Here is a 24,897-nt window from a genome sequence, read left to right on the forward strand (position 1 = left end):
CTGAATTCGAGACTGAGACGATACTACGTACAGACATACGTAGTATTTCGTAATGGAGACACCCGAAGGAAATTTACCGATGGTCGACTACCGGCTGGCTTTCGAGCTCGCGCCGGTGGGCATGGTGCTGTCTCGCCACCGCATCATCGTGGACTGCAACGCCCGCGTGTGCGAGATGTTCGGCGCCACGCGCGATGCGCTCGTCGGCCAATCCTTCCAGGTGCTCTACCCGAGCGTCGCCGAATTCGAGCGGATCGGCAAGCGCATGGAGCCGATTCTGAACGCCAGCGGGCGCTATGCCGACAACCGCATGATGAAGCGGCTGGGCAACCTGCACGGCATGTTCGCGGGCGAGACCTTCTGGTGCCACGTCAGCGGCCAGGCGCTGAACCGCGAGGCGCCGCACGAGGCCGGCATCTGGACCTTCGAGGACCTGGGCTCGCGCCGCTCGGTCAAGGCGGAGCTCACGCCGCGCGAGCGCGAAGTGGCGGCGCAGGTGATGCAGGGGCGCACATCGAAGGAGATCGGCAAGGCGCTGCAGATCAGCCACCGCACCGTCGAAATCCACCGTGCCCGGCTGATGCGCAAGTACGCCGCGGCCACCACCGCCGAGCTGGTCCAGAAACTGATTGCGGGATAGATTGCGACACCGATGAACCGCTACTCCGACCCCGCCCGGCCGCACCACCGCGAACGCGGCTTCCAGAACAACTACGAGGAGTTCCAGCCGAAGAGCCTGTCGGAGTTGCTGCGCTGGCGCCGGCAGGCCTTGCGCGACCGTCTGCCGCCGTCACCGCTCGCGCCGACGCCGCGGGTGGCGCCCGAGCTGGAATGGCTGCACGCCAATGCCCGCGCCGGCACCGCGATGGTGCCCTGCTTCACCTGGATCGGCCATGCAACGGTGATGGTGCAGATGGGCGGACTCACGATGCTGACCGATCCGATGTTCTCGCCGCGCGCATCGCCGGTGCGCTTTGCGGGGCCGAAGCGGCACACGCCGCCGGGGATCGCGCTGTCGCAGCTGCCGCGCGTGGACCTGGTGCTGGTGTCGCACAACCACTACGACCATCTCGACGCGCCGTCGGTCGACGCGCTCAACCGACAGCCCGGCGGGCCGCCGTTGTTCGTGGTGCCGCTGGGCATCAAGCCCTGGCTGGCGAGTCGCAGGATGCACAACGCAATCGAGCTCGATTGGTGGGACCGGCACACCGTGCCCGGCGCGCACGGGGACCTGGAGATCGCGCTCGTGCCCGCGCAGCACTGGTCGTCGCGCAGCCCCCGCGATGCGATGGCAACGCTGTGGGGCGGCTTCGCGGTGCTCGCGCCGGACTGCCATCTGCTCTACACCGGCGACACCGGCTATTCGCGCGACTTCGCCGACATCCGCCGGCACTTCAGCGACCGGCAGACGCCGGAGCAAGGCGGCGGCTTCGATATCGCGTTGATCCCGATCGGCGCCTATGCGCCGCGCTGGTTCATGAAGTCGCAGCACGTGGATATCGAGGAGGCGCTGCGCATCCACGCCGACGTGGGCGCCAAGCGTTCGCTCGGCATCCACTGGGGCGTTTTCGAGCTGAGCGACGAGGCGATCGACGAGCCGCCGCGCAAGCTGGCGGAAGTGCGCGACGCACAAGGTATTCCGGAGGAGCAATTCTTCGCCGTCGCGGTCGGCGAGACACGGCGTCTCCCGCCGCGCCGGTGATCGATGCCGGCGACCATAGCCAATCGAACCCCGCGTTCAGCCCGCTTTGCGAAAGGTGAGATTGATCCGGCATCCATCCCAGAACGGGTGCACGCCCTCCTTCAACGGCAGCACACCGTGGTAGTGCAGCCGGGCCGGCCCGCCCCAGACCACCACGTCGCCATGATCCAGCGGGACGCGGCGCGCCTTGTCCGAACGCTTCGGTCCCCCGAACAGGAACACCGCGGAGAGGCCAAGTGACACCGACACGATGGGCTGGCTGAAATCGCGTTCGTTGCGGTCCTGGTGCATCGAGAGCCGCGTCCCCGGTTCGTAGCGATTGACCAGGCACGCATCGGGCGCGAAGCCCTCGAAGCCGGCCTGCGACGCAGCTTCCGCCGCCAGTTGCTTGAAGACATCCGGCAATCTCGGCCAGGGCTTGCCGCTTTCGGGATCGTTCGTGTCGTAGCGGTAGCCGGTGCGGTCGCTCACCCAACCGAGATCGCCGCAGTTGGCCATCGCGACCGACATGCGCAAGCCGCCGGGCGTGACCATGTGGCGCAGCGGCGCCTGCGCGATCACCTCGCGGACGGCATCCAGCAAGGGCGCTTCATCCGGCCGCGCGAACCGGCGCAGCACGACGGCGCCGGGACCGAGCGGCAGTGCCGCGGCCGCCGCTTCATCGTCGAACAGGTCTTGCGTCATGGCTCACTCGGCATCGTGAAAGATGATCCCCGCCGTATGCCGCCGTCCCGAACGCACGCGGCTCACGCCGTGGCGCAGGTTCACGCGATACGCACCGCGCGTGCCCTGCACCGGCCGGTGATGCACCGCGATCACCGCTGCATCGCCCTGCCGCAGCGGCAGCACCATCGGGCGCGACTGCATGCGCGGACGCTGCTCCGTCATCACGAACTCGCCGCCGGTGAAATCGCGGCCGGGTTCGGACAGCAGGATGACCACCTGCAGTGGAAACACATGCTCGCCGTACAAGTCCTGGTGCAGGCAGTTGTAGTCGTCGGGCGCGTACTGCAGCAACAAGGGCGTCGGCCGCAACTGGCCCGCCGCATGGCAGCGGTCGATGAACTCGGCGTGCCGCGCCGGATAGCGCACATCGATGTCCAAGATCTCGTTCCACCGGTTCGCGATCGGCACCAGGTGCGGATAGATCCGCTCGCGCAAGGCCGCGACGGGCTCCGGCAACGGGTAGGCGAAGTACTTGTACTCGCCGCGCCCGAAGCCGTGCCGCTCCATCACGACGCGGCTGCGAAAGGGCTTGTCGGCCCCGTACATCCCGGCGAGCGCCTCGCACTCGCCGGGCGTCAGCAACGATGGCAGCAGTGCGCAGCCCTGGTCGTCGAGATCGGCTTCGGCCTGCGCCCAGTCCATCTGCGCCACCCGTTCTTTCCACGAACTCATGCCGGCTCGGCTTCCCGGCGCAGCAGCGTGCCCTTGCGTTCGACGCCCCAGCGGTAGCCCGAGAGGCTGCCGTCGCTGCGCACCACACGATGGCAGGGGATCGCCACCGCGAGCGCATTCGCACCGCAGGCCTGCGCCACTGCGCGCACCGACTTCGGCGAACCGATGCGTTCCGCGATGTCGCTGTAGCTGGCCGTCTCGCCCACCGGGATCTCGCGCAGCGCCTGCCAGACGCGCTGCTGGAAGGCCGTGCCGCGCACGTCAAGCGGCAGATCCAGCCCCACGCGCGGCGCCTCGACGAAGCCGACGACCTTCGCGACCAACGCTTCGAATCCGGCATCGCCGCCGATCAGCCTCGCGCGCGGGAACCGGTCCTGCAGCTCCCGGGCCAGCGCGTCGGGATCGTCGCCCAGCGAAATCGCGCAGACGCCGCGCCCGCTCTGCGCGACGAGGATCGCGCCCAGCGCGCATTGGCCGACCGCGAAGCGGATCTCGGTGTCCGCACCGCCGGAACGCCAGGCGGTCGGCGTCATGCCGAGGATTTCGTTCGAATCCGCATAGAAGCGGCCGTTCGAGTTGTAGCCCGCGTCGTAGATCGCCTCGGTCACCGTGTCGCTGCGCGTCAGCTCGCGGCGCACCCGGCTCGCGCGATGCGCGGCCGCATACGCCTTCGGCGTCAACCCGGTCACTTCCTTGAAGAGCCGGTGCAGGTGCCAGGGGCTGAGCCCGGCGCGCTCGGCGAGTTCGTCCAGCGTCGGGACCTGCTCGGCGCTTTCGATGTGACGGCACAGCGCCGCCACAAGGTCCGCCTGCTGGCGGGGCCGCGCAGGCTCGTCGGGCCGGCAGCGCCGGCACGGGCGGAAGCCCGCGCGTTCGGCATCGGCCGCCGTGGCGTGGAAATCGATGTTCTCCGGCCGCGCATGGCGCGACGCGCAGGACGGCCGGCAGTACACCCCCGTGGTGCGTACCGAATAGAAGAAGCTGCCGTCGACCTTCGCATCGCGCGCCATCACCGCGGCCCAGCGCGGATCGCTCACCGTGGCGAGCGCGCGCATCTCGTTGTCATTGCGCATGTTCATTTCCTGCGTCCTTCAGTGTCGTTGATCGGTGCATTCACTGTAGGGATCAGGGGCGGAACGGACACTCCGCCGCTTGCTTTCGAATTCGATCGTAGGACGATACCGACACTGCAGCGCCCATTTCAGCCATCGGCCTACGGTGCCGGCGCCGGGCCATCGTTAACATTTGCGGCACATGATCGATCGACGCTCACTCCTCACCGCAGGCGGCGCCTCGCTGGCGCTCGCTTCCCTGGGCATTTCCGCCGATGCATTCGCGGCCGCCGGACTCCAGCTGAGCCAGCCGCGGCCCTTCTCCTTCGAGCGCCTCGTGGCGTACGCGAAGACGCTGGGCGCACAGCCGTACGTCGCCGACAAGTCCCTGCCGGCGGACATCCTGGAGCGGATCGACTACGACGCCCACGGCAAGATCAAGTTCAACACCGACAACGCCCTCTTCCGCGATGGCCCGGGGCAGTTCCCGGTCACCTTTTTCCACCTGGGCCGCTACTTCCAGGTACCGGTGCACATGCACGTGCTGGAAACCGCGGGAGGCGACAGCTTCGCGCGCGAGATCGTCTACGACCCGGCGTACTTCACGATGCCGCCCGACAGCCCCGCGCGCCAGTTGCCCGACGGCGCCGGCTTCGCGGGCTTCCGCCTGCAGGAAAGCCGGCTCGGCGACCAGAAGAAGCTGCCGTGGCAGACCAACGACTGGGCGGCCTTCCTCGGTGCGTCGTACTTCCGCGCCATCGGCGAGCTGTTCCAGTACGGCCTGTCGGCCCGCGGCATCGCGCTCGATGCGGCCATGCCTGATCGCGCCGAGGAGTTTCCGACCTTCACCCAGTTCTACTTCGAGCCGCCGGCGAACGATTCGTCAAACGCCGTGACCGTCTACGCCCTGCTCGAAGGACCCAGCATCACCGGCGCCTACAAGTTCGTCCTGCAACGGGGCAAGGCGGTGCTGATGGATATCGACGCCCGCCTCTTCCTGCGCCGCGACATCGGCCGCTTCGGCCTGACGCCGCTGACCTCGATGTACTGGTATTCGGAGACCGTAAAGCCCACCGGCATCGACTGGCGCCCCGAGGTGCACGACTCCGACGGCCTCGCGATGTGGAACGGCGCTGGCGAGCGCATCTGGCGTCCGCTCAACAATCCGACGCAGACCCGCGCATCGGCCTTCAGCGACAACGACCCGCGCGGATTCGGCCTCTTGCAGCGCGACCGCGCGTTCGACCACTACCAGGATGGCGTCTACTACGACAAGCGCCCGAGCCTCTGGGTCGAGCCGCTCGGCCAGTGGGGCGAAGGCTCGGTGCAGCTCATCGAGATTCCGACCGACGACGAGATCCACGACAACATCCTCGCCTGCTGGGTGCCCAAGACGCCCGCCAAGGCGGGTTCGACCTTCGAGCTCAAGTACCGGCTGCACTGGTCGGCCGAGGAGCCCTTCCCGTCGCCGCTGGCGCGCTGCGTGGCGACGCGCATCGGGCGCGGCGGACAGCCCGGCACGCAGCGGCCTCAGGGGGTGCGCAAGTTCATGGTCGAGTTCATCGGCAAGCCGCTCGAAGCACTGCCCTTCGGCGTCAAGCCCGAACTGGTGCTGACCGCTTCGCGCGGCAAGTTCTCGTACATCTTTGCCGAGGCGGTGCCGAATGGCGTGCCGGGGCATTGGCGGGCTCAGTTCGACTTCACCGCTGAAGGGGCCGATCCGGTGGATATGCGGCTGTATATGAAGAACGGGGATCAGACGTTGACGGAGACCTGGCTTTATCAGTTCCAACCCTTCTGATCCCCAGCGGGCTCACTTGCCCTTGATGCCAAGCAGCTCGATCTCGAAGTTGAGCGTCGCATCCGGCGGAATCACCCCGCCCGATCCCCGCTTGCCGTAAGCGATCCCCGGCGGGCAGGTCAGCTTGGCCTTGCCGCCGACCTTCATGAGCTGCACGCCTTCGGTCCAGCAGGGGATCACGCCATTGAGCGGAAACTCGGCCGGCTCGCCGCGCTTGAAGGAGCTGTCGAACTCCTTGCCGTCGGGGAAGGTTCCGCGGTAGTGCACCCGCACGACGTCGGTGGCGGCCGGCGATGCACCCTTGCCGTCCACGAGCGACTGGAAGATCAGCCCGCTCGGCTTGGTCACGGGCGCCGATTGCGCGAAGGCGGCCGGCAGCACGAACATCGAAACGATGGCGGTACAGAGAATGGATCGCACGGAGAACCCCTTTGATGTTTGAATGAACCGGTTCATTATTGCCGCCCCGCAAACCCGCTTGGCACCGCTCTTGCAGGCCCACGCCCATGCGCTACCGAACCACGATCGATTCGCAGGTCTTCGAATTCGCCGATCTGAAACAGGTGATGGCCTGCGCGAGTCCGGCCCGTTCGGGTGACTATCTCGCGGAGATCGCGGCCGCGACGGCGCAGCAGCGCCTCGCGGCGCGTCACGTCCTGGCGGAAACGCCGCTGAAGCAGTTTCTCAACGAAGCGCTGGTTCCGTACGAAGAAGACAACATCACCCGGCTCATCATCGATGGCCATGACGGGCAGGCGTTCGCGCCCGTGGCGCATCTGACTGTGGGCGACTTCCGCAACTGGCTGCTGTCGGAGCAGGCGGACACGCAGGCACTGACGGCGCTCGCCCCCGGTCTCACGCCGGAGATGGTGGCCGCGGTGTCCAAGCTGATGCGCAATCAGGACCTCGTGGCGGTCGCGCGCAAGTGCAGCGTCGTCACGCGTTTCCGCGACACCATCGGCCTGCCCGGGCACCTGGCCGTGCGGCTGCAGCCCAACCACCCGACCGACGATCTGCGCGGCATCGCGGCGTCGCTGCTCGACGGACTGCTGCTGGGTGCAGGCGACGCGGTGATCGGCATCAACCCCGCGTCCGACAGCATGCAGGTGCTCGGCAACCTGCTGCGCATGCTCGACGAGGTGATCCAGCGCTTCCAGATCCCGACGCAGAGCTGCGTGCTCACGCATGTCACCAACACGCTGAAGCTGGCCGAGGGCGGCGCGCCGGTCGATCTGGTGTTCCAGTCCATCGGCGGCACCGAGAAGACGAACCGCTCCTTCGGCATCACGCCCGAGCTGCTCGACGAAGCCTACGCAACTGCCCTCGCGATGAAGCGGGGGACCGCCGGCGACAACGTCATGTATTTCGAGACCGGCCAGGGCAGCGCGCTTTCGGCCAATGCCAATTTCGGCGTCGACCAGCAGACGTGCGAGGCCCGCGCCTATGGCCTCGCGCGGCGGTACAAGCCCTTGCTGATCAACACCGTGGTGGGCTTCATCGGGCCGGAGTACCTCTACGACGGCAAGCAGATCATCCGCGCCGGTCTCGAGGACCACTTCTGCGGCAAGCTGCTGGGCCTGCCGCTGGGTTGCGACATCTGCTACACCAACCACGCCGAAGCGGACCAGGATGACATGGACACGCTGCTGGTGCTGCTCGGCACCGCCGGCATCAACTTCATCATGGGCGTGCCGGGCGCGGACGACGTGATGCTGAACTACCAGAGCACCTCGTTCCACGATGCGCTGTTCCTGCGCGAGACGATGGGTCTCAAGCGCGCGCCCGAGTTCGAGGCCTGGCTGCAGCGCATGCGGATCACCGATGCGGCGGGACGCATCGCACCACCCTCCTCCAACGCCATGCTCTCCGACATGGCCTCGCTGAAGGCGCTCGCAGGATGAACGATCCCCTCATCACCCACAACCCGCTGGACCTCTGGCGCGGGGCGACGCCTGCCCGCATCGCGCTCGGCCGCACCGGCGCGGGCATGCCCACGAACGAAGTGCTGCGCTTCGGCTGGGCGCACGCGATGGCGCGCGATGCGATCCACGCGGCGCTCGACGTGCAGGCGCTCGCGAACACCTTGAACGCCCAGGGCTGGGAAACCGAACAGGTCCACAGCCGAGCAGGCGATCGTGCGTACTACCTGCGGCGGCCCGATCTCGGGCGGCAGCTCGCGCCCGAGGATTCATCGCGGCTGCGCTCGCGGGCCGGCACGCCCAAAGACCTCTGCATCGTGATCGGCGACGGGCTGTCGTCGATGGCCATCGAACGGCATGCCGCACCGCTCCTGGCGGAACTGCGGCCGAAGCTGCCACCGGGGCTTTTGCTGACGCCCGTCGTGATTGCATCCCAGGCCCGCGTCGCGCTGGCGGACGAGATCGCGGAGGATCTCGGCGCGCGCCTGTCGATCATCCTGATCGGCGAACGCCCGGGCCTCAGCTCGCCGGACAGCCTGGGCGTCTACATCACGCACGCACCGCGCCGCGGGCGGCACGATGCCGAGCGCAACTGCATTTCCAACATCCGCCCCGAGGGCCTCGGTTACGCCGCTGCGGCGTTCAGGCTCGCATGGCTGATTCGCGAATCGCTGCGGCGCAGCATCACCGGCGTCGACTTGAAGGACGAAAGCCATCTGGCACTGGTCGACGAAGGCGACTCCCTATGATCGGCGGCGTTGCGGTTCATCAGGAGACCCCATGACCGATCGCTATCCCCTCGCCGAAATCAAGGACCTGCCCGACGACATCCGCGCCGCGGTGCTCGAAGTGCAGGAAAAGGCGGGCTTCGTGCCCAACGTGTTCCTCGCGCTCGCGCGCCGGCCCGCGGAATGGCGCGCGTTCTTCGCCTACCACGACGCGCTGATGCTGAAGGAAGACGGCTCGCTCACCAAGGGCGACCGCGAGATGATCGTGACCGCCACGAGTGCGGCCAACCAGTGCCTCTACTGCGTGGTCGCGCACGGCGCGCTGCTGCGTATCTACGAGAAGAAGCCGCTGGTGGCCGACCAGGTGGCCGTCAACTGGCGCAAGGCCGACATCACGCCCAGGCAGCGGGCAATGCTCGAATTCGCGATGAAGGTGTGCGAGCGCTCGCACGAGATCGACGAAGACGATTTCCCGCCGCTGCATGCCCACGGATTCAGCGACGAGGACATCTGGGACATCGCCGCGATCACCGCGTTCTTCGGGCTCTCCAACCGCATGGCGAGCTTCAGCGGCATGCTGCCGAATCCGGAGTTCTACCTGCTTGGGCGATTGCCGCGCGAGAAGAAATAGCAGCCCGTGGCGAGGGCTACGCGATCAGCCGCTTGCAGCGGCCGCCGGACCGCGGCAGCCCGCCAGCGCGTCGAGCGAAGGAATGTAGGTCGGCGTCTGCACGTCCAGGAGGCCCAGGACGGTGTGATAGAGGTTGTCGTGCGTGAGCGGCTTGTCGAGCCCGGATTCCATGCACGGACGCGAGAGCTTGTCGCGCTCGATCATGCCGCCGCCGAACCAAACCACCATCGGCACGCGCTTCTGCACATCGGGCGCGAAGCCGTAGGGCAGGCCATGCAGGAACAAGCCGTACTCGCCAAGCGACTCGCCGTGGTCGCTCACGTACAGGAGCGACGGGTCGAAAGTCCCGGACTTCCCCTTGAGCCAGTCGATGGTCTTGCCGAGGAAGCGATCGGTATAGGCGATCGAGTTGTCGTAGCCGTTGATCAGCTCGGAATGGGTGCACTCCGCCAGCGCATTCGTCCTGCACTCGGGCATGAAGCGCTTCACGTCGGTCGATGAGCGCTTGTAGTAGGCCGGGCCGTTGCTACCCATCTGATGCATCACGAGCACGATGCCCTTGCGGCGGCGCTCGGCGGGCAGTGCGGCGATGCGCTCGTCCAGGCCGTGCAGCATCACGTCATCGAGGCACGCATCGGCATCGCACAGCGTGCTCCTGAGCGCAGGGTCCAGGCGGTCGAAGGCCGACGCATGCGGCACGCGGTCGCACACCCCCTTGCACCCGCTGGCCTGGTTGTCGAGCCAGAGCACCGCGAGGCCCGAAGCCTGGAGGACGTCCATGAGGTTCTCGAATTCATCCTCGCGCGCCTCGAATGCGTCCTTGCTGAGCGGCGAGAACATGCAGGGCACCGAAGCGAGCGTGTGGGTGCCGCATGAACGCACGTCGCGGTAGCTCAGCACATGGCGCGCGGCAAGCTCCGGCGTCGTGTTGCGCGCGTAGCCATTGAGTCCGAAGTGATCGGCGCGCGCGGTCTTGCCCACCACCAGCACGAAGAGCGGCGGCCTTGCCTGGTTCGCGTAGCTCGCGCCGAGGACGGTGCCGCCCGTCACCGGAATCAGCTTGCGCCCATGGACGAACATCGGCTTGACCACCGTCGCGGTTGTCGAATAGATGCTCGCGAGCGGGTTCAGCATGTAGCGCAGATGGACGTTGTTGCGCATCAGCGGCGCAAGCTGCCGGTTCATCGCGAAGGCCCCGGCGCCAGCGACGGCGGCCACGATCAGCAGCAACGCCAGGTTGCGCCAGAGCTGCGACAACGGCGGTGCAGGCACGAGGCGCACGCGCCAGAGCGCCCAGGCCGGCAGCGCGACGACCCACAGCACGTTGAACAGCATGCGCCAGCTCAGCAGGTCCTGCACCTCGTTCGCATCCGTCTGCAGGGCATTGGCCATCATCGTCGGGTCCATCACGACGTGGTAGGTCAGCATGTAGTGCTGCGCCACCGCGGCGAGCACGACCACACCGAACCACAGCGGCTTCATCCATCGCGTCCAGGCGGTGAACGAAAGCACCGCGACCATGCCGCAGACCACCAGCAGCGACATCAGCGCGATCAAGGGCAGGTAGACGCTGGGCGCGCCTCCGATCCGGGCCAGTTCGTTCCACAGGGGCCAGTTCGCGGCCACGGCGAGATAGAGGCTCAGCCCGATGACGACGCTGCGCGGCGAACGCGGACGTGCGACCCAGCCGTCCAGCGCTCGCCATGGCGTGAGTGCCGCCTCGGCATCTTCCGCGGAGCCTGCCGTCGCGAGAGCAGGGGAAAGAGAGGCGGAATGCGCACGAAGGCCGAACATCCCGCAAGGCTAGGAACCAGGAATGAAAGCTCGCTGAATGTTTCAATCAGGTTCCATTCAGCTTCCTCAGGCAATGCGGCGCGGCCTGCGCCGCCAGGCGCGCGCCGGCGGGCGCTGGCACTAGACTTCCGCTTTTGTCATAGGAAAAGGAGGGCCGAGGTGCGCATATTGCTGGTCGAAGATGACGCCGCCCTCGCGAGCGCGCTCTGCAGCTATCTCGTGGCCAAGGCCTTCGTGGTCGATGTCGCGCCGGGCCTCGCGGACGCGCGCGCCGCGCTCGCGGCGGTGCAATACGCCGCGGTCCTGCTGGATCTGCACCTGGGCGACGGGGACGGCCTGTCGCTCCTGCCGAGCGTGCGAGCACTGCGCGACCGCCCGATCGTGATCGTGCTGACCGCCCGCGACCAGGTGACCGACCGCATCCGCGGCCTGGACGCCGGTGCGGACGACTACCTGATCAAGCCCTACGACCCGGCGGAACTGCTCGCCCGGCTGCGGGCGGTCGAGCGGCGGCGCAGCACCAGCAGTTCGCCGGTGCTTCAACTGGGCAAGCTGGAGATCGACCTGGCGCGCGACCTGGTGCGCAAGGACGGCATTCCGGTCACGCTCACCCAGAAGGAATGGGCGCTGCTGCGGGTCATGGCGACGCGGCCCGACCGCATCCACACGCGCGAAAACCTGGCCGACGCACTTTATGGCTTCGGCGACGAAGCCGACAGCAACACGCTCGAGGTGTTCATCAGCCGCCTGCGCCGCAAGCTCGGCCGCAGCCACATCCAGACGCTGCGCGGGCTGGGCTATCGCCTTTCGTTCAGCCCCGAAGACGAGGACGAATGAACCTCGGTTTCCTGCGCCTGGCGACTGTCGAGCCGCTCAAGCGCGATTCGCTCGCCGGCCGGCTGACGCGCACCCTCATCGTCTGGGTCGGCGGGGTCTGGCTTCTGTGCGTGCTCGGCGTGGTCTGGTATGTGGACCGCGAGATCAACCACAACTTCGACAACGAACTCATCGAGGTTTCGCACCGGATGTTCGACATGGCGCTGAGCGAGTTGGACAAGCTGCAGGCCGCCCATCCGGATGCGCCCCAACCCCTGATCGCGCGGCCGCAGCTCTTCTCGTCGGATGCCGTGATCTACCAGGTGGTCGATCCGGGCGAGCACATCCTGTTGCGTTCGGCCGAGGCGGCGGGCACCTCGTTCGACGTGCCGCTGGCACCCGGGTTCGCGAATGCCGAGCCCTGGCGGATCTATACCGTGCATCACCCCACGCGCAACCTCTACTTCCAGGTGGCCGACCCGCTCGACGAGCGCCGCTCTGCCCTCAATCGGACCTTGCTGGGTCTCATCATTCCATTGGGCGCGGTGCTGCCGCTGCTCGCGCTGGTGCTGCGCAATGTCGCGCGCAGCGAGCTTCGGGGGCTGCAGGCACTGGCCGCCGAGATCGAACAGCGCAGCGGCACCGACCTGCGCCCGATCCGGCTGCCGGGCCTGCCCAAGGAGCTGCGGTCGGTGGGCGACCACGTGAATGAGTTGCTGGAGCGGCTGTCGCATTCGCTCGACGTGGAACGCGCGCTCGCCGCGAATGCCGCGCACGAGCTGCGCACGCCGCTGGCCGCGGCCAGGCTGCGGCTGCAGACCGCGCTCGAACATGACCTCAAGCGCGAGGAAGTGGTGGCCGCACTCGAAGCGCTTCAAGTGCTCGGCCATCGCACCGAAAAGCTGCTGCAGCTCTCGCGGGCCGAATCCGGTGCTTCGCTGACGCGCGCGCGGATCGACCTCGTGCAGCTCGCCGGCACCGTCGCGCAGGAGTTCTGGCAGGACCCTCGCGTGAACGAGCGCCTCAAGCTCAAGGTGCCCGACAGCGAGCCGCCGATCGCGCTCGGCGACGTCGATTCGCTGGCGATCGCATTGCGCAATCTGGTGGAGAACGCCCTGCGCTACGGCAAGGGCCGAGTCTCGATCGAAGTGATGTCGCCCTGCACGCTCGCCGTGCGCGATTTCGGGCCAGGCGTGAGCCCCGAGGAGCTGCACACGCTGCAGCAGCGCCATGTGCGCCACGGCTCGAACCGCGCGGGCTACGGGCTCGGGCTGTCGATCGTGAACACCATCGTCGAGAAGCTCGGCGGCCAGCTCGACCTGGCCTCGCCGCCGCCCGGTGCGGCGACCGGCTTCGAAGCGCGGATCGTGCTGCGGCCGGCGTGACGAGGCAGCGGCTACACCGTCGCCAGTTCCCTGAGCCAGTCCGGCAGCGTCAGCGCCTTCTGCTGTGCCACGTCGATCCAGATCGTGGTGGCGCCGCCTGCCGCACAGATCACATCCGGCGCGTCGGCGCGCGCCATCGTGGCCCAACTCTCGAAGGTGGTACGGCCGGGGTCGCTCACGTACATCTTGAGCAGCACGTCGCCCGGATACTCGATCTGCCGGTAGAAGTTGCAGAACGCATTGACGATCACGATGCCCTGGCCTTCCGGCATCGGCTCATGGCCGAGCGAATGCATCCAGTCGATACGCGCGATCTCCAGGTACCTGAAGTAGGTCGTGTTGTTGAGGTGCCCCATGGCGTCCATGTCGCCCCAGCGGATGGGGATGGACGTTTCGTAGACGAGCTTCTTCTTTTCGGGGATTTCGATCCGCATCGGTGATCCTTCTTTTCAGAGCGCGAACCCGTCGTCTGCCGCAATGACCGCGCCGTTGACGAAATGGCTCTCGCCGCTGGCGAGCAATACGATCAGCCCGTCGAGGTCCTCGGGCTTGCCGACGCGCTTGCGCGGCAGCATGCCGACGAGCTTCTGCCCGCCGTCGGTGACCCAGTGCTCCTCGTTGAGTTCAGTCGCGATGTATCCCGGGCACAGCGCGTTGACGTTGATCCCGAAGCGGCCCCATTCGAGCGCCATCGCCTTGGTCATCTGCACCACGGCCGCCTTGCTCATGCAGTAGACCCCGATCTGGGGCAGCACCTTGAGCGCCGCAACCGAGGCGATATTGATGATCCGCCCGCCGATGTAAGTGCCCGGCGCAGCGCCCTTGGCGCGCGCGAGCATCCGCTTGCCGACCTCCTGCGCGACGAAGAAGGAGCCCTTGACATTGGTATCGAAGATGAAGTCGTAGTCCTCGACAGAGACTTCCTGCAGGCGCCGCGTGATGCTCACGCCGGAGTTGTTGACGAGGATGTCGATCGGCCCGACTTCGGTTTCGGCGCGCGCCACGGCGGCCTTGATGCTGCCCTGGTCGGTCACGTCGAGGTCCACCACGTGGGCGTCGCCGCCCTCGCCTTCGATGCGCGCACGAAGCTCCTTGAGCCGGTCGGTGCTGCGGCTCGCGAGAACCACCGCCGCGCCCGCGCGCGCGAGCGCCTTCGAGAACTGCGCGCCGAGGCCGCTCGACGCGCCGGTGACGAAAGCCACCCTGCCGGAAAGATCGATGCTGTACGCCATGGAGAGATCCTCTGGGAGTCGCCAACGCGACGGCTCGGGAGCCGCGCAACCGCCGCATAAAATGGCCCGGCCACAGCGGTGCCTCGCACCCTCAGATCATTATCGACGAGACCCACATGACGAACGACGAAATACTTGCCCAGTTCGGCCCCCGCGAATCCATGGAATACGACGTGGTGGTCGTAGGTGCGGGCCCCGCAGGCCTCTCGACCGCCATCCGGCTGAAGCAGCTCGCCGCGTCGCATGGCAAGGAGATCTCGGTCGTTGTGCTCGAAAAGGGCTCCGAGCCCGGCGCGCACATCCTCTCGGGCGCGATCATGGATCCGCGCGCCCTCTACGAGCTTCTCCCCGACTGGGAAGAGATGGGCGCACCGCTGAACCAGCCGGTCACGCAGGACACCTTCCTGATGCTGACCGAGACCGGCGCCACGCGCACCCCCAACTTCATGCTGCCCCACAACTTCCACAACGAGGGCAACTACATCGTCAGCCTCGGCAACGTGGTGCGCTGGCTGGCACAGCAGGCCGAGGCGCTCGGCGTCGAGATCTTCCCGGGCTTCCCGGCGGCCGAGGTGCTCTACACCGAGGACGGCAAGGTGCGCGGCGTCGCCACCGGGAACTTGGGGCTAGGCAAGGACGGCGAGCCCACCGAGAATTTCCAGCTCGGCATGGAGCTCCTGGGCAAGTACACGATCTTCGCCGAAGGCGCGCGCGGCCACCTGGGCCGCCAGCTCATCGCCAAGTACAAGCTCGACGAAGGCAAGGACCCGCAGAGCTACGGCATCGGCATCAAGGAACTGTGGGAAATCGACCCCGCGCGCCACGAGCCGGGCCTCGCGGTGCACACCGCCGGCTGGCCACTGCCGTCGGACACCTATGGCGGCTCTTTCCTCTATCACGCCGAGAACAACCAGGTGGTCGTCGGCTTCGTGGTCGGCCTCGACTACCAGAATCCGTACCTGAGCCCGTTCGAGGAATTCCAGCGCTTCAAGACGCACCCCAACATCCGCTGGTACTTCGAAGGCCAGGACAAGGGCCTGAAGGCGCCCAAGCGCCTGAGCTACGGCGCACGCGCGATCACCGCGGGCGGCCTGCTTTCGCTGCCGAAGACGGTGTTCCCGGGCGGCGCGCTGGTCGGCTGCGATGCCGGCTACCTCAACGCGAGCCGCATCAAGGGCAGCCATGCCGCGATCAAGACCGGCATGCTCGCGGCCGAGGCCGCCTACGACGCCGTGATGGGCGGCCGCCAGCACGACGAGCTCACCGGCTACCCGGCCGCCTTCGAGCGCAGCTGGCTGCACACCGAGCTGAAGAAGGCACGCAACTTCAAGCAGTGGTTCAAGAAGGGCATCGCGGTCGGCACGATCATGACCGGCATCGAGCAGTTCCTGCTGCGCGGCCATGTGCCATGGACCATCCACCGCAACCAGCCCGACCACGAGCGGCTCAAGCGCGCATCGGCCTCGAAGAAGATCAACTACCCCAAGCCCGATGGCAAGTTGACCTTCGACCGGCTCTCCTCGGTGTTCATCAGCAACACCAACCACGAAGAGAACCAGCCCGCACACCTGACGCTGAAGAACGCCGCGGTGCCGACGCAGATCAACCTGCCCGAGTACGCCGGCCCCGAAGGCCGCTACTGCCCGGCCGGCGTCTACGAGTTCGTGCCGGACGAATCGACCGGCAAGGAACGCCTGCAGATCAACGCGCAGAACTGCGTCCACTGCAAGACCTGCGACATCAAGGATCCGACGCAGAACATCGTGTGGGTCACGCCCGAAGGCGGCGGCGGGCCGAACTACGTGGGCATGTAAGGCCTGCACATCAAAAAAAGGCGCCCCAGGGCGCCTTTTTCATTGTCAGGCCCGAGCGGCCTCGGCCTCGCCCCAGCCGCCGCCCCCGGGCGTCTCGATCACGAACACATCGCCGGGCCGCATCCGCACCTGCCCGATGTGGTCCAGCGCCTCGACCGTTCCATCCGCACGTTCGACGCGATTGACGCCCACGGCGCCCGCAGATCCACCAGCGCCTCCGAACGAACCCTCGTGCCGGCCGTTGCTCAGGATCGAGGCGGTCATCGGCGCCAGGAAGCGCACCCGCCGCACGCCGCCGTCGCCACCACGCCAGCGGCCCGCACCGCCCGAGCCGGCCCGAAGGCTGTAGCTGTCGAGCCGGACGGGGAAGCGGAACTCCAGCACTTCAGGGTCGGTCAGCCGCGAGTTGGTCATGTGTGTCTGCACCACGCTCGTGCCGTCGAAGCCTGGCCCGGCGCCCGAGCCGCCCGAGATCGTCTCGTAGTACTGATGATCCCCATCGCCGAAGGTGAAGTTGTTCATCGTGCACTGGCTCGCCGCGATGACGCCGAGCGCGCCGTAGAGCGCATTGGTCACGCAGCTCGACGTCTCGACGTTGCCCGCGACCACCGCCGCAGGCGACTGCGGGTTGAGCATGCAGCCCACCGGCACGATCACCTCGATGGGCTTGAGGCAGCCCGCGTTGAGCGGAATCTCATCGTCCACCAGCGTGCGGAACACATAGAGCACGGCCGCCATGGTGATGGCACGCGGTGCATTGAAGTTGTTGGGCAACTGCGCGCTGGTGCCGGTGAAGTCCACCGTGGCGGAGCGCGCGGCGGCATCGACCTTCACCCGTACGCGGATGCAGGCGCCGTTGTCGAGCGGGAGCGCGTATTCGCCATCCTTCAGCGCGGTGATGACACGGCGCACCGACTCCTCGGCGTTGTCCTGCACATGGCCCATGTAGGCGACCACCGTGTCGCGGCCGAACTGCTGGACCATGGCCTGCAGTTCCTGCACGCCCTTTTCGTTCGCGGCGATCTGGGCGCGCAGGTCGGCCAGGTTCTGTTCGATATTGCGCGAGGGGTGTGGCCCGCTCGCCAGCAGCGCACGGAGTTCGACCTCGCGCAGCCGCCCTCTTTCGACCAGCTTGAAGTTGTCGATCAGCACACCTTCTTCCTCGATCGTCTTCGAGAACGGCGGCATCGAGCCCGGCGTGATGCCGCCCACGTCGGCATGGTGGCCGCGAGAGGCGACGTAGAAGGACGGGCGCGCATCTCCCGCATCGAGATAGACCGGCGTCACCACCGTGATGTCGGGCAGGTGCGTTCCGCCGTGGTACGGGTCGTTGAGCACGTAGACGTCGCCCGGCGCCATGGACGGATTGCGGTCGATGACAGTCCTGATCGACTCGCTCATCGACCCCAGGTGCACTGGCATGTGCGGCGCATTGGCGATCAGGTTGCCCTGCACATCGAACACCGCGCACGAGAAATCCAGGCGCTCCTTGATGTTCACCGAGTAGGCGGTGTTCTGCAGCCGCAGGCCCATCTGCTCCGCGATGTTCATGAAGAGGTTGTTGAACACCTCCAGCATCACCGGATCGGCGCTGGTGCCCACCGACTGCCCGGCAATACGGGGCCGCACGCGATGGAGCGAGACGCCGGATGCCGAGGCCCGCGCCTGCCAGCCGGGTTCGATCACGGTGGTGGCATTGCGGCCGGCGAGGATGGCCGGGCCGTCGATCACGGCACCGGCGGCCAATGCAGCCTCGTCGTGCAGGGTCGCATCGCGCCAGCCGGCGGATTGCTCGTCCGCCTCGCAGTACATGCGGACCACCGCGAGGGGCTCCGGCGTATGGGGGGCGGCCTGCGTGACCGGCGCGGCGCCGCCGGGGCGCTCGCCGGCGCCGGTGGCCTCGACCGTCACCGCCTCGATCACCAGCGCGCGCCCCTCCATCAGGAAGGCGAAGCGACGGCGATAGGCCTGCTCGAATTCGTCTCGCAGCGCCGCAATGGCCTCGGCGGAACCCGACCCCATGGGCAGCACGCAAGGCAGGGCGGTGTCGGTGCCGTCGTATCGCAGCTGTGCGCGATGCACGACCTCGATGCCGCTGCGCGCCACACCCTGCCCTCGCAGTTCTTCCACCGCCCGCGAAGCCAGCGACGTTGCCGCTTCGCGCGCGGCCGACAGGCCTTCGGCATCGAGCCGGCGTTCGAGCGCCATCTCGCGCATCGCAAGCTGATCGGCCAGACCCATGCCGAACGCGGAAAGCACCCCCGCGAACGGATGCAGGTAGACGCTGCGCATCCCGAGCGCATCGGCCACGAGGCAGGCATGCTGGCCGCCCGCGCCGCCGAAGCACTGCAGCGTGTACTGGGTCACGTCGTATCCCCGCGCGACCGAGATGCGCTTGACGGCGTTGGCCATGCTCTCGACCGCGATCCGAAGCGCGCCGCTGGCCACCTGCTCGCCGCTCACGGTGCGGCCGGTGGCCTGCGACATCCGCCGGGCCATCTCCGAGAACCCGCGCTGCACCGCGGCGAGGTCGAGCGGCTGGTCGGCGCCGGGCCCGAACACATGCGGGAAGTGCGCGGGCTGCAGCTTGCCGAGCATCACGTTGGCGTCGGTGGTGGTCAGCGGCCCGCCGCGGCGATAGCTCGCGGGGCCGGGGTTGGCGCCCGCCGACTCGGGCCCGACGCGCAATCGCGCGCCATCGAAGCCGATCACCGAGCCGCCGCCGGCCGCGACGGTGTGGATGCTCATCATCGGCGCGCGCATGCGCACGCCGGCCACCTGCGTTTCGAAGGAGCGCTCGAACTCGCCCGCGTAGTGCGAGACATCGGTCGACGTACCGCCCATGTCGAAACCGATCACGCGCGGATGGCCGGCATCCAGTGCGGTCCGCACCATGCCGACGATGCCGCCCGCAGGCCCCGAGAGGATCGCGTCCTTGCCCTGGAAGCGGCTGGCCTGCGTCAATCCACCCGAACTCTGCATGAAGAAGAGTGGAACGCCCGGCATCTGCTGCGAAACCTGGTCGACATAGCGTCGCAGGATCGGACTCAGGTACGCATCGACCACGGTGGTGTCGCCGCGCGGCACCAGCTTCATGAGCGGACTGGTCTTGTGCGACACCGACACCTGCGTAAAGCCGACGTCGCGTGCCACGCGCTCGGCCGCCAGTTCGTGCGATGTGTATCGCCAGCCGTGCATGAAGACGATGGCGCAGGCGCGGAGGCCCTCGTCGAACGCGCCCTGCAGCGCAGTGCGCAGCGCCATTTCGTCGAGCGGCTGCACGATGCCGCCCTGCGCATCGATGCGTTCGCCGGCCTCGATCACGCGGCTATAGAGCAGTTCCGGAAGCACGATGCGGCGGTCGAACAGACGCGGCCTCGCCTGCGTCGCGATGCGCAGGGCATCGCGAAAGCCGGTGGTCGTGACAAGCACCGTCGGCTCGCCCTTGCGCTCCAGCAGCGCGTTGGTGGCCACCGTGGTGCCCATCTTCACGCACTCGACCCGCTCGGGCGTGATGGCCTCGCCAGCCGCAAGCCCGAGCAGCCGCCGGATGCCCTCAACCGCCGCGTCGCGGTACTGCTCTGGGTTCTCCGACAGAAGCTTGAGCGTATGCAGCCGCCCTTCGGGATCGCGCCCCACGAGATCGGTGAACGTGCCGCCCCGGTCGATCCAGAACTGCCAGCGGGAGGAGAAGGAGGAGAAAGAAGTCTGCGTATTCATGACAAAGAAGCAATAAGGGAGATGAACAAGCACGCCGCAACGCCACCCCTTCCAGGACCACCGCGGAACCGGCTTCGCCGGGCCGCCGGTGGTGCCCCCTGAAAGGGGGGTGGAGAGCGACACGAAGTGCGCGAGCCTGGGGGTTAGAACTTCCTCCCGCGCGTCTCGGGCAGGCACAGGGCCATGACGATCACGATCGCATAGGCGATTGCCGCGCAGATGCCGATGGCGGAGCCCAGGGACAGGCTGGTGCGGTCGCTCAGCAGCCCCACGACCGCGGGGAAGGTCGCCCCGATACCGCGCCCGAAGTTGTAGCAAAAGCCCTGCCCCGAGCCGCGAAGTTCATTGGGGAACAACTCCGCCAGGAAAGCGCCGGAGCCGCTGAAGATGCCCGACATGAAGAAGCCGAGCGGAAAGCCGAGCACGAGCATGACGCTGTCGGTGATCGGCAGCAGCGTGTAGGCATAGACCAGCGAACCCGCCCCGACGGCGAAAAGAATGAAGGCCAGCTTGCGCCCCAGCCGGTCGGACAGGTAGGCCCCGCACAGATAGCCGGCGAAGGCGCCCACGATGAACATGAACTGGTAGCCGCCCGAGCCGAGCACCGTCAGGTGGCGCTCGTTCTTCAGGAAGGTCGGCAGCCAGACGCCGATGGCGTAGTAGCCGCCCTGCATCCCGGTGAACATCAGGCTTGCGAGCACGGTGGTGCCGAGGATGCCGGGCTTGAAGATCGCAAGGAAGTTGCCGTTGCGTTCACCTCGCGCCACCGCGGCGCGCGTCTGCAAGTAGACCTCGGGCTCGTGCAGCGACCGGCGAATGAAGACGATCAGCAGCGCCGGCAGCAGCCCCAGCAGGAACATCACCCGCCACGAGATCTCCGGCGGCAGAAAGGAGAACAGCGCCATCGACACCAGCACCGCGGCGCCCCAGCCAATGGCCCAGCTGCTCTGCACAAATCCGACGGCCTTGCCGCGATAGGCGGGCCGGATCATCTCGGCGATCAGCACCGAGCCCACGGCCCATTCGCCCCCGAAACCGAGGCCTTGCAGGGTCCGGGCCATGAGCAACTCCTGCGGGGAGCGCGCCAGGCCGCAGGCGAAGGTGAAGATCGCAAACACCAGGATCGTCAGCTGGAGCACGCGCACCCGGCCGTAGCGATCGGCCAGCACCCCGGCCATCCAGCCGCCGATCGCGGAGGCCACGAGCGTGGAGGTGCCGATCAGTCCCACCTCCGTCTTGCTCATGCCCCACAACGTCAGCAGGATCGGCGTGACCAGCGGCAAGGTGTAGTAGTCGAAGGCATCGACCGCATAACCGCTGAACGAGGCGCTCAGCGCGCGCTTCTCGTTGCGGTCGAGCGTGGTCAGCCAGCTGCCTTGCGGGGGACTCGCGTCGACCAGGTCGGCGGCATCGAGCGTGTTCTTCATGATGTTGTCTCCTTTGTTGGATGCGTATGGACGAAGGAATTCAGAACGCCGCGAGGCGGTGGTGCAGCAGGTCGGTGACGAGCATCGCCCCGGGCGCATGCGTGATCGCGAAGGGCAGGCGTGCGGCGGCCAGCGCCGCCTGCGGTGTGACGCCGCAGGCCCAGAAGACGGGCAGCTCGCCCTGCATCAGCTCGACGGCCTCGCCATAGTCCGGGCGGTTGATCGAACGGATCCCGATCAACGCCGGATCGCCGATGTGGACCGGCGCGCCATGCACCGCCGGAAAACGCGAGGTGATCTGGACGGCGCGAATCGCATCTGCCGCGCGCAGCGGACGCATCGATACCACCATCGGGCCATGAAACACCCCGGCACGCGCGGTCTGGATGTTCGTTCGGTACATCGCAACATTGCGACCCTGCGAGACATGACGCAGCTCGATGCCTTCGGCCAGCAACGCATGCTCGAAAGTGAACGAGCAGCCGATGACGAAGCTGACCAGGTCGTCGGCCCACAGCGCGCGAACGTCGCTGGGCTCATCGACCAGTTCGCCGTGACGCCACACCCGGTAGCGCGGCAGGTCGGAACGGATGTCGATGTCGTCGCCGAGCGCGCGCAGCGACGGGTCGCCGACTTCCGAGACGCCCAGCAGCGGGCATGGCTTGGGATTGGCCTGGCAGAAGCGCAGGAAATCGCCCGCGTGCGCCTGCGGCACGATCACGAGGTTGCCCTGCACATGGGCGCTCGCCAGGCCGCTGGTGTGGCTGCTCAGTGCGCCACTGCGCGCGGCGAGGCGGACGCTCCGTGCGCTGCTCGCGCCATCGATCTTTTCGTTGAGGACTTCATTGGATTGCATGAGGGCGGATTTTGGGAATCCGCCGCCCCGAACGCCAACGCAAAGTTTCTTGCTCAGGTCATCGATTTTTTCGATGAGCCGACGCGGTGCGAAGCATGCACCACGGCGGAACCCAGCGCCGCCTCCAGCAAGGGAGACGAAGGGTCTTCCCGATAGCTCGCATAGATGGGCAGCGGCTCCAGGGTGGCGTCGCAAGGCAGCGCGCGCAGCGGAAGCCGGCGTGCCAGGGGCTCCACCACGGCACGCGGCAGGGTCGCGACGCCGAATCCGGCTTCCACGAGCTGCGCCATCGCGGAGATCGAGGAGATCGCATGCACCCTGGGCGCGGGATAGCCTGCCTCCCGGAAGAACTCGAGCAAGGCCACATGAGGCTGCGAGCCGCGCTGGAAGGTCAGCAGGTCGAACGAGAGCAGGTCCGCCATCCGGTAGCGGCGCCGCTGATGCAGGTCGCGATGGCCGACAAAGCACATCGGCATCGCCGGCACCGCGCGGGTGCGCACGCCGTCGCCGGCGCCGGGCAGCGCGGCGAACACCAGATCCTGCTTGCCGCGCTGGAGCTGGTCGACCAGCACAGGCGTGGTTTCGACGGTGAGTTCGAGCTCGAAGTCCGGATAGGTCTCCCGCATGTGCTGCAGCCACCCGGTGAGCCAGCTGTGCACGACCGACTCAATGGCGCCCACGCGCAGCACGGTCTCGCGCGCGGTGCCCGAGCCCATCTCGGCCTTGATGTGCATCTGCATCTCGAGCAGCCGCTGCGCGAAGGCATGAAAGCGCTGGCCCGCCACCGTGAGGCGGAACTGCTTGTCGCGCCGGTCGAGCAGCAGCACGCCGAGTTCTCGCTCGAGCGCCGCGATGCGGCTGGAGAGCGCCGACTGGGTGAGGTGCAGTTTCTCGGCCGCGCGGGTGACGCTCTTGAGCGCAACCGCCCAGTGAAAGGCTTCAACGAATCGCAGGTTCATGTCCGGGCTGCTTCGATGTCGGGACGCGAGGGCCCGATCATCGCCCGGATCACTTCCCGATCAACTGGGTCAGCTTCTCCGCCTCGAACGACTCGTCCTTCGCCGCATCGCAAGGCACGCAATCCTTCTTGCCAGGCTGCTTGGACAGCGATTCGAGCGCCTGCCACAGCAACGCGATCTGGTGCTCCTGGCTCGCGGTGTGGTCGATGAGGCCCTTCATCGCCTGGCTCAGCGGGTCATCTTCCAGCGTGACGCCATAGGCCGAGAACTTCGCGACCTGCGGTTGCGTGACGTCGGCGCTCTCCCCCGACTTCGACGGGATGATCCGCGCCGGGATGCCCACGGCCGTCGCGCCAGCCGGCACGGGCTTGATCACCACCGCATTGCTGCCGATCTTGGCGCCGTCGCCCACCGTGAAGCCGCCCAGCACCTTCGCGCCGGCGCTCACCACCACGTTGCGGCCCAGCGTCGGGTGCCGCTTGGTGCCCTTGTAGAGCGAGGTGCCGCCCAGCGTCACGCCCTGGTAGATGGTGCAGCCGTCGCCGATCTCGGCGGTTTCGCCGACCACCACGCCCATCGCATGGTCGAAGAACACGCGCTCGCCGACGATCGCGCCGGGATGGATCTCGATGCCGGTGAACCAGCGCGAGAACTGGGAGACGAAACGCCCGACCCACTTGAAGCCGTGGGTCCAGAACCAGTGCGCGAACCGGTGCAGCACGACCGCATGCAGCCCCGGGTAGAGGGTCAGGACTTCCCAGCGCGACCGGGCCGCCGGGTCACGGTCGAGGATGCACTGGATGTCGGAACGCAGCCGGGAGAACATCGGTTGTTGTTATATCGATATGGGGCAGGCAGTCTATTACCGCGGCTCTTTACTCACGGCGGATGGGGTTTTGCCGGGTCCGCCGCCGTTCGCGGCGTCCGCCATGGCCTTGGCGATGCCGCGAAGGATGTGGATTTCCTCCTGCGTGGGTTGTGCCCGGTTGAAAAGCTGCTGCAGGCGCGGCATGAGCTTCTTGGGTGCCTGCGGGTCGAGAAAGCCGATCTGTACCAGAGAGCGTTCCCAATGGTCCAGCATGCCCGCCACCGCCTGGGCATCGGCTGCGCGCACCGGCGCGGTCGCGTCGCGCACCGCAAAGCCGCCCAGCGCCTGCCGCCATTCATAGGCGATCACCTGGATCGCCGCGCCGAGATTGAGCGAGCCGAACTGCGGATCGGTCGGGATGCAGAGCGCGACGTTGCAGCGGTACACGTCCTCGTTGCGCATGCCGAAGCGCTCGGAGCCGAAGAGGAAGGCGACGTGCTGCGCCTCCCCCTTGGCCAGCGGTTCGAGGTGTTCGCGCGGGGTCCGCGTCGGCGGGCCGAAGTCGCGCGGGACCATCGCCGTGGCACACAGGTGCGTGACGCCGTCGAGCGCCTCGTCCAGCGTGTCGACGATGCGCGCGTTCGCCAGCACGTCGAGCGCACCGCTTGCGCGCTGGATGGTTTCCTCGCGCCGAAGCACGTTGGCCCAGCGCGGCGCGACCAGCACCAGTTCGTCGAAGCCCATGGTCTTCATGGCGCGGGCGGCCGCGCCGACATTGCCGGCGTGGCTGGTCTGGATCAGGATGAATCGGGTACGCATGGAGGCTTGAATCGAACCGCGGAAGGCCTTAAAACG

The 24,897-nt window shown here is 67.4% G+C and carries 22 protein-coding genes; 9 read left to right on the top strand and 13 right to left on the bottom strand.

The window, feature by feature from the left end:
• Positions 1–79: 79 nt before the first annotated feature.
• Entirely contained in the window at positions 80–640 is a 561-nt protein-coding gene (locus tag BLW05_RS04015) for a LuxR C-terminal-related transcriptional regulator (protein WP_177142549.1), read from the top strand.
• A gap of 12 nt (positions 641–652) precedes the next feature.
• Positions 653–1,702, top strand: a complete 1,050-nt coding sequence (locus BLW05_RS04020; RefSeq protein ID WP_093159905.1) for an MBL fold metallo-hydrolase — start codon at positions 653–655, stop codon at positions 1,700–1,702.
• Between the two features lie 36 nt (positions 1,703–1,738).
• Here the strand turns inward: BLW05_RS04020 and alkB are convergent, their stop codons facing one another.
• Genes alkB through ada form a run of 3 tightly spaced genes read right to left on the bottom strand, consistent with a single transcriptional unit; the run spans position 1,739 to position 4,179 of the window.
• Positions 1,739–2,386 carry a DNA oxidative demethylase AlkB gene (alkB, locus tag BLW05_RS04025; protein ID WP_093159908.1) on the bottom strand — a complete coding sequence of 216 codons (648 nt, stop codon included), beginning with the start codon at positions 2,384–2,386 and terminating at the stop codon, positions 1,739–1,741.
• A 3-nt stretch (positions 2,387–2,389) separates the two neighbouring features.
• Entirely contained in the window at positions 2,390–3,100 is a 711-nt protein-coding gene (locus BLW05_RS04030) for a 2OG-Fe(II) oxygenase (protein ID WP_093159911.1), read from the bottom strand.
• Entirely contained in the window at positions 3,097–4,179 is a 1,083-nt protein-coding gene (gene ada, locus BLW05_RS04035) for a bifunctional DNA-binding transcriptional regulator/O6-methylguanine-DNA methyltransferase Ada (RefSeq protein WP_371126910.1), read from the bottom strand. Before ada ends, BLW05_RS04030 begins: the two co-directional genes overlap by 4 nt.
• A 175-nt stretch (positions 4,180–4,354) precedes the next feature.
• Here ada and BLW05_RS04040 point away from each other — a divergent pair, with 175 nt between their 5' ends.
• Positions 4,355–5,953 carry an OpgD/OpgG family glucan biosynthesis protein gene (locus tag BLW05_RS04040; RefSeq protein WP_093159913.1) on the top strand — a complete coding sequence of 533 codons (1,599 nt, stop codon included), beginning with the start codon at positions 4,355–4,357 and terminating at the stop codon, positions 5,951–5,953.
• Between the two features lie 12 nt (positions 5,954–5,965).
• Here the strand turns inward: BLW05_RS04040 and BLW05_RS04045 are convergent, their stop codons facing one another.
• Positions 5,966–6,340: an FKBP-type peptidyl-prolyl cis-trans isomerase gene (locus tag BLW05_RS04045; RefSeq protein WP_371126915.1), complete on the bottom strand. Its 375-nt coding sequence runs from the start codon at positions 6,338–6,340 to the stop codon at positions 5,966–5,968.
• 119 nt (positions 6,341–6,459) lie between these two features.
• Between BLW05_RS04045 and BLW05_RS04050 the strand changes: the two genes are divergently transcribed.
• Genes BLW05_RS04050 through BLW05_RS04060 form a run of 3 tightly spaced genes read left to right on the top strand, consistent with a single transcriptional unit; the run spans position 6,460 to position 9,231 of the window.
• Positions 6,460–7,854 carry an ethanolamine ammonia-lyase subunit EutB gene (locus BLW05_RS04050; RefSeq protein ID WP_093159919.1) on the top strand — a complete coding sequence of 465 codons (1,395 nt, stop codon included), beginning with the start codon at positions 6,460–6,462 and terminating at the stop codon, positions 7,852–7,854.
• Positions 7,851–8,621 (top strand): ethanolamine ammonia-lyase subunit EutC, encoded by a 771-nt coding sequence (eutC, locus tag BLW05_RS04055; RefSeq protein ID WP_093159922.1) that lies wholly within the window; start codon positions 7,851–7,853, stop codon positions 8,619–8,621. Before BLW05_RS04050 ends, eutC begins: the two co-directional genes overlap by 4 nt.
• A 31-nt stretch (positions 8,622–8,652) precedes the next feature.
• The gene (locus BLW05_RS04060; protein ID WP_093159925.1) at positions 8,653–9,231 is read left to right on the top strand and encodes a peroxidase-related enzyme; all 579 of its coding nucleotides are present in this window, start codon (positions 8,653–8,655) and stop codon (positions 9,229–9,231) included.
• Between the two features lie 24 nt (positions 9,232–9,255).
• Here BLW05_RS04060 and BLW05_RS04065 read toward each other — a convergent pair whose 3' ends face one another.
• Positions 9,256–11,025 carry a phosphoethanolamine transferase gene (locus BLW05_RS04065; protein WP_093159928.1) on the bottom strand — a complete coding sequence of 590 codons (1,770 nt, stop codon included), beginning with the start codon at positions 11,023–11,025 and terminating at the stop codon, positions 9,256–9,258.
• A 159-nt stretch (positions 11,026–11,184) separates the two neighbouring features.
• On the opposite strand from BLW05_RS04065, the gene BLW05_RS04070 reads away from it, so the two are divergent.
• Together BLW05_RS04070 and BLW05_RS04075 are read left to right on the top strand one after the other, a co-directional pair.
• The gene (locus tag BLW05_RS04070; protein ID WP_093159931.1) at positions 11,185–11,862 is read left to right on the top strand and encodes a response regulator; all 678 of its coding nucleotides are present in this window, start codon (positions 11,185–11,187) and stop codon (positions 11,860–11,862) included.
• Positions 11,859–13,226 carry a sensor histidine kinase gene (locus BLW05_RS04075; RefSeq protein ID WP_093159935.1) on the top strand — a complete coding sequence of 456 codons (1,368 nt, stop codon included), beginning with the start codon at positions 11,859–11,861 and terminating at the stop codon, positions 13,224–13,226. Before BLW05_RS04070 ends, BLW05_RS04075 begins: the two co-directional genes overlap by 4 nt.
• Positions 13,227–13,237: 11 nt before the next feature.
• Here the strand turns inward: BLW05_RS04075 and BLW05_RS04080 are convergent, their stop codons facing one another.
• Positions 13,238–13,660 carry an acyl-CoA thioesterase gene (locus BLW05_RS04080; protein ID WP_093159937.1) on the bottom strand — a complete coding sequence of 141 codons (423 nt, stop codon included), beginning with the start codon at positions 13,658–13,660 and terminating at the stop codon, positions 13,238–13,240.
• Between the two features lie 15 nt (positions 13,661–13,675).
• A complete protein-coding gene (locus tag BLW05_RS04085) occupies positions 13,676–14,458 on the bottom strand; it encodes an SDR family oxidoreductase (protein WP_093159940.1) in 783 nt (260 codons plus the stop codon).
• A 116-nt stretch (positions 14,459–14,574) separates the two neighbouring features.
• Between BLW05_RS04085 and BLW05_RS04090 the strand changes: the two genes are divergently transcribed.
• A complete protein-coding gene (locus BLW05_RS04090) occupies positions 14,575–16,272 on the top strand; it encodes an electron transfer flavoprotein-ubiquinone oxidoreductase (RefSeq protein WP_093159943.1) in 1,698 nt (565 codons plus the stop codon).
• Positions 16,273–16,317: 45 nt separating this feature from the next.
• Here the strand turns inward: BLW05_RS04090 and BLW05_RS04095 are convergent, their stop codons facing one another.
• From BLW05_RS04095 to BLW05_RS04120, 6 genes are all read right to left on the bottom strand, one after another.
• The gene (locus tag BLW05_RS04095; protein ID WP_093159945.1) at positions 16,318–19,992 is read right to left on the bottom strand and encodes a hydantoinase B/oxoprolinase family protein; all 3,675 of its coding nucleotides are present in this window, start codon (positions 19,990–19,992) and stop codon (positions 16,318–16,320) included.
• Between the two features lie 143 nt (positions 19,993–20,135).
• The gene (locus BLW05_RS04100; RefSeq protein WP_093159948.1) at positions 20,136–21,419 is read right to left on the bottom strand and encodes an MFS transporter; all 1,284 of its coding nucleotides are present in this window, start codon (positions 21,417–21,419) and stop codon (positions 20,136–20,138) included.
• 40 nt (positions 21,420–21,459) lie between these two features.
• Positions 21,460–22,275, bottom strand: a complete 816-nt coding sequence (locus tag BLW05_RS04105; protein ID WP_093159950.1) for a putative hydro-lyase — start codon at positions 22,273–22,275, stop codon at positions 21,460–21,462.
• Positions 22,276–22,328: 53 nt separating this feature from the next.
• Positions 22,329–23,234, bottom strand: a complete 906-nt coding sequence (locus tag BLW05_RS04110; RefSeq protein WP_093159953.1) for a LysR family transcriptional regulator — start codon at positions 23,232–23,234, stop codon at positions 22,329–22,331.
• Between the two features lie 49 nt (positions 23,235–23,283).
• Entirely contained in the window at positions 23,284–24,060 is a 777-nt protein-coding gene (gene cysE / locus BLW05_RS04115) for a serine O-acetyltransferase (protein ID WP_093159955.1), read from the bottom strand.
• 36 nt (positions 24,061–24,096) lie between these two features.
• Positions 24,097–24,861 carry an RNA methyltransferase gene (locus tag BLW05_RS04120; RefSeq protein WP_093159958.1) on the bottom strand — a complete coding sequence of 255 codons (765 nt, stop codon included), beginning with the start codon at positions 24,859–24,861 and terminating at the stop codon, positions 24,097–24,099.
• Between the last annotated feature and the right edge of the window lie 36 nt (positions 24,862–24,897).

The sequence above is a fragment of the Variovorax sp. YR216 genome (assembly GCF_900107745.1).
Classification (GTDB): domain Bacteria; phylum Pseudomonadota; class Gammaproteobacteria; order Burkholderiales; family Burkholderiaceae_C; genus Variovorax.

Bases quoted from the DNA above. Each gene is read 5' to 3' on its own strand.
- eutC (WP_093159922.1), top strand. From the start codon at position 7,851: ATGAACGATCCCCTCATCACCCACAACCCGCTGGACCTCTGGCGCGGG.
- BLW05_RS04065 (WP_093159928.1), bottom strand. From the start codon at position 11,025: ATGTTCGGCCTTCGTGCGCATTCCGCCTCTCTTTCCCCTGCTCTCGCG.
- BLW05_RS04090 (WP_093159943.1), top strand. From the start codon at position 14,575: ATGACGAACGACGAAATACTTGCCCAGTTCGGCCCCCGCGAATCCATG.
- BLW05_RS04100 (WP_093159948.1), bottom strand. From the start codon at position 21,419: ATGAAGAACACGCTCGATGCCGCCGACCTGGTCGACGCGAGTCCCCCG.
- BLW05_RS04085 (WP_093159940.1), bottom strand. From the start codon at position 14,458: ATGGCGTACAGCATCGATCTTTCCGGCAGGGTGGCTTTCGTCACCGGC.
- BLW05_RS04015 (WP_177142549.1), top strand. From the start codon at position 80: ATGGTCGACTACCGGCTGGCTTTCGAGCTCGCGCCGGTGGGCATGGTG.
- BLW05_RS04110 (WP_093159953.1), bottom strand. From the start codon at position 23,234: ATGAACCTGCGATTCGTTGAAGCCTTTCACTGGGCGGTTGCGCTCAAG.
- BLW05_RS04030 (WP_093159911.1), bottom strand. From the start codon at position 3,100: ATGAGTTCGTGGAAAGAACGGGTGGCGCAGATGGACTGGGCGCAGGCC.
- BLW05_RS04120 (WP_093159958.1), bottom strand. From the start codon at position 24,861: ATGCGTACCCGATTCATCCTGATCCAGACCAGCCACGCCGGCAATGTC.
- BLW05_RS04045 (WP_371126915.1), bottom strand. From the start codon at position 6,340: ATGTTCGTGCTGCCGGCCGCCTTCGCGCAATCGGCGCCCGTGACCAAG.
- BLW05_RS04050 (WP_093159919.1), top strand. From the start codon at position 6,460: ATGCGCTACCGAACCACGATCGATTCGCAGGTCTTCGAATTCGCCGAT.
- alkB (WP_093159908.1), bottom strand. From the start codon at position 2,386: ATGACGCAAGACCTGTTCGACGATGAAGCGGCGGCCGCGGCACTGCCG.
- BLW05_RS04060 (WP_093159925.1), top strand. From the start codon at position 8,653: ATGACCGATCGCTATCCCCTCGCCGAAATCAAGGACCTGCCCGACGAC.
- ada (WP_371126910.1), bottom strand. From the start codon at position 4,179: ATGAACATGCGCAATGACAACGAGATGCGCGCGCTCGCCACGGTGAGC.
- BLW05_RS04080 (WP_093159937.1), bottom strand. From the start codon at position 13,660: ATGCGGATCGAAATCCCCGAAAAGAAGAAGCTCGTCTACGAAACGTCC.
- BLW05_RS04095 (WP_093159945.1), bottom strand. From the start codon at position 19,992: ATGAATACGCAGACTTCTTTCTCCTCCTTCTCCTCCCGCTGGCAGTTC.
- BLW05_RS04040 (WP_093159913.1), top strand. From the start codon at position 4,355: ATGATCGATCGACGCTCACTCCTCACCGCAGGCGGCGCCTCGCTGGCG.
- BLW05_RS04020 (WP_093159905.1), top strand. From the start codon at position 653: ATGAACCGCTACTCCGACCCCGCCCGGCCGCACCACCGCGAACGCGGC.
- cysE (WP_093159955.1), bottom strand. From the start codon at position 24,060: ATGTTCTCCCGGCTGCGTTCCGACATCCAGTGCATCCTCGACCGTGAC.
- BLW05_RS04105 (WP_093159950.1), bottom strand. From the start codon at position 22,275: ATGCAATCCAATGAAGTCCTCAACGAAAAGATCGATGGCGCGAGCAGC.
- BLW05_RS04075 (WP_093159935.1), top strand. From the start codon at position 11,859: ATGAACCTCGGTTTCCTGCGCCTGGCGACTGTCGAGCCGCTCAAGCGC.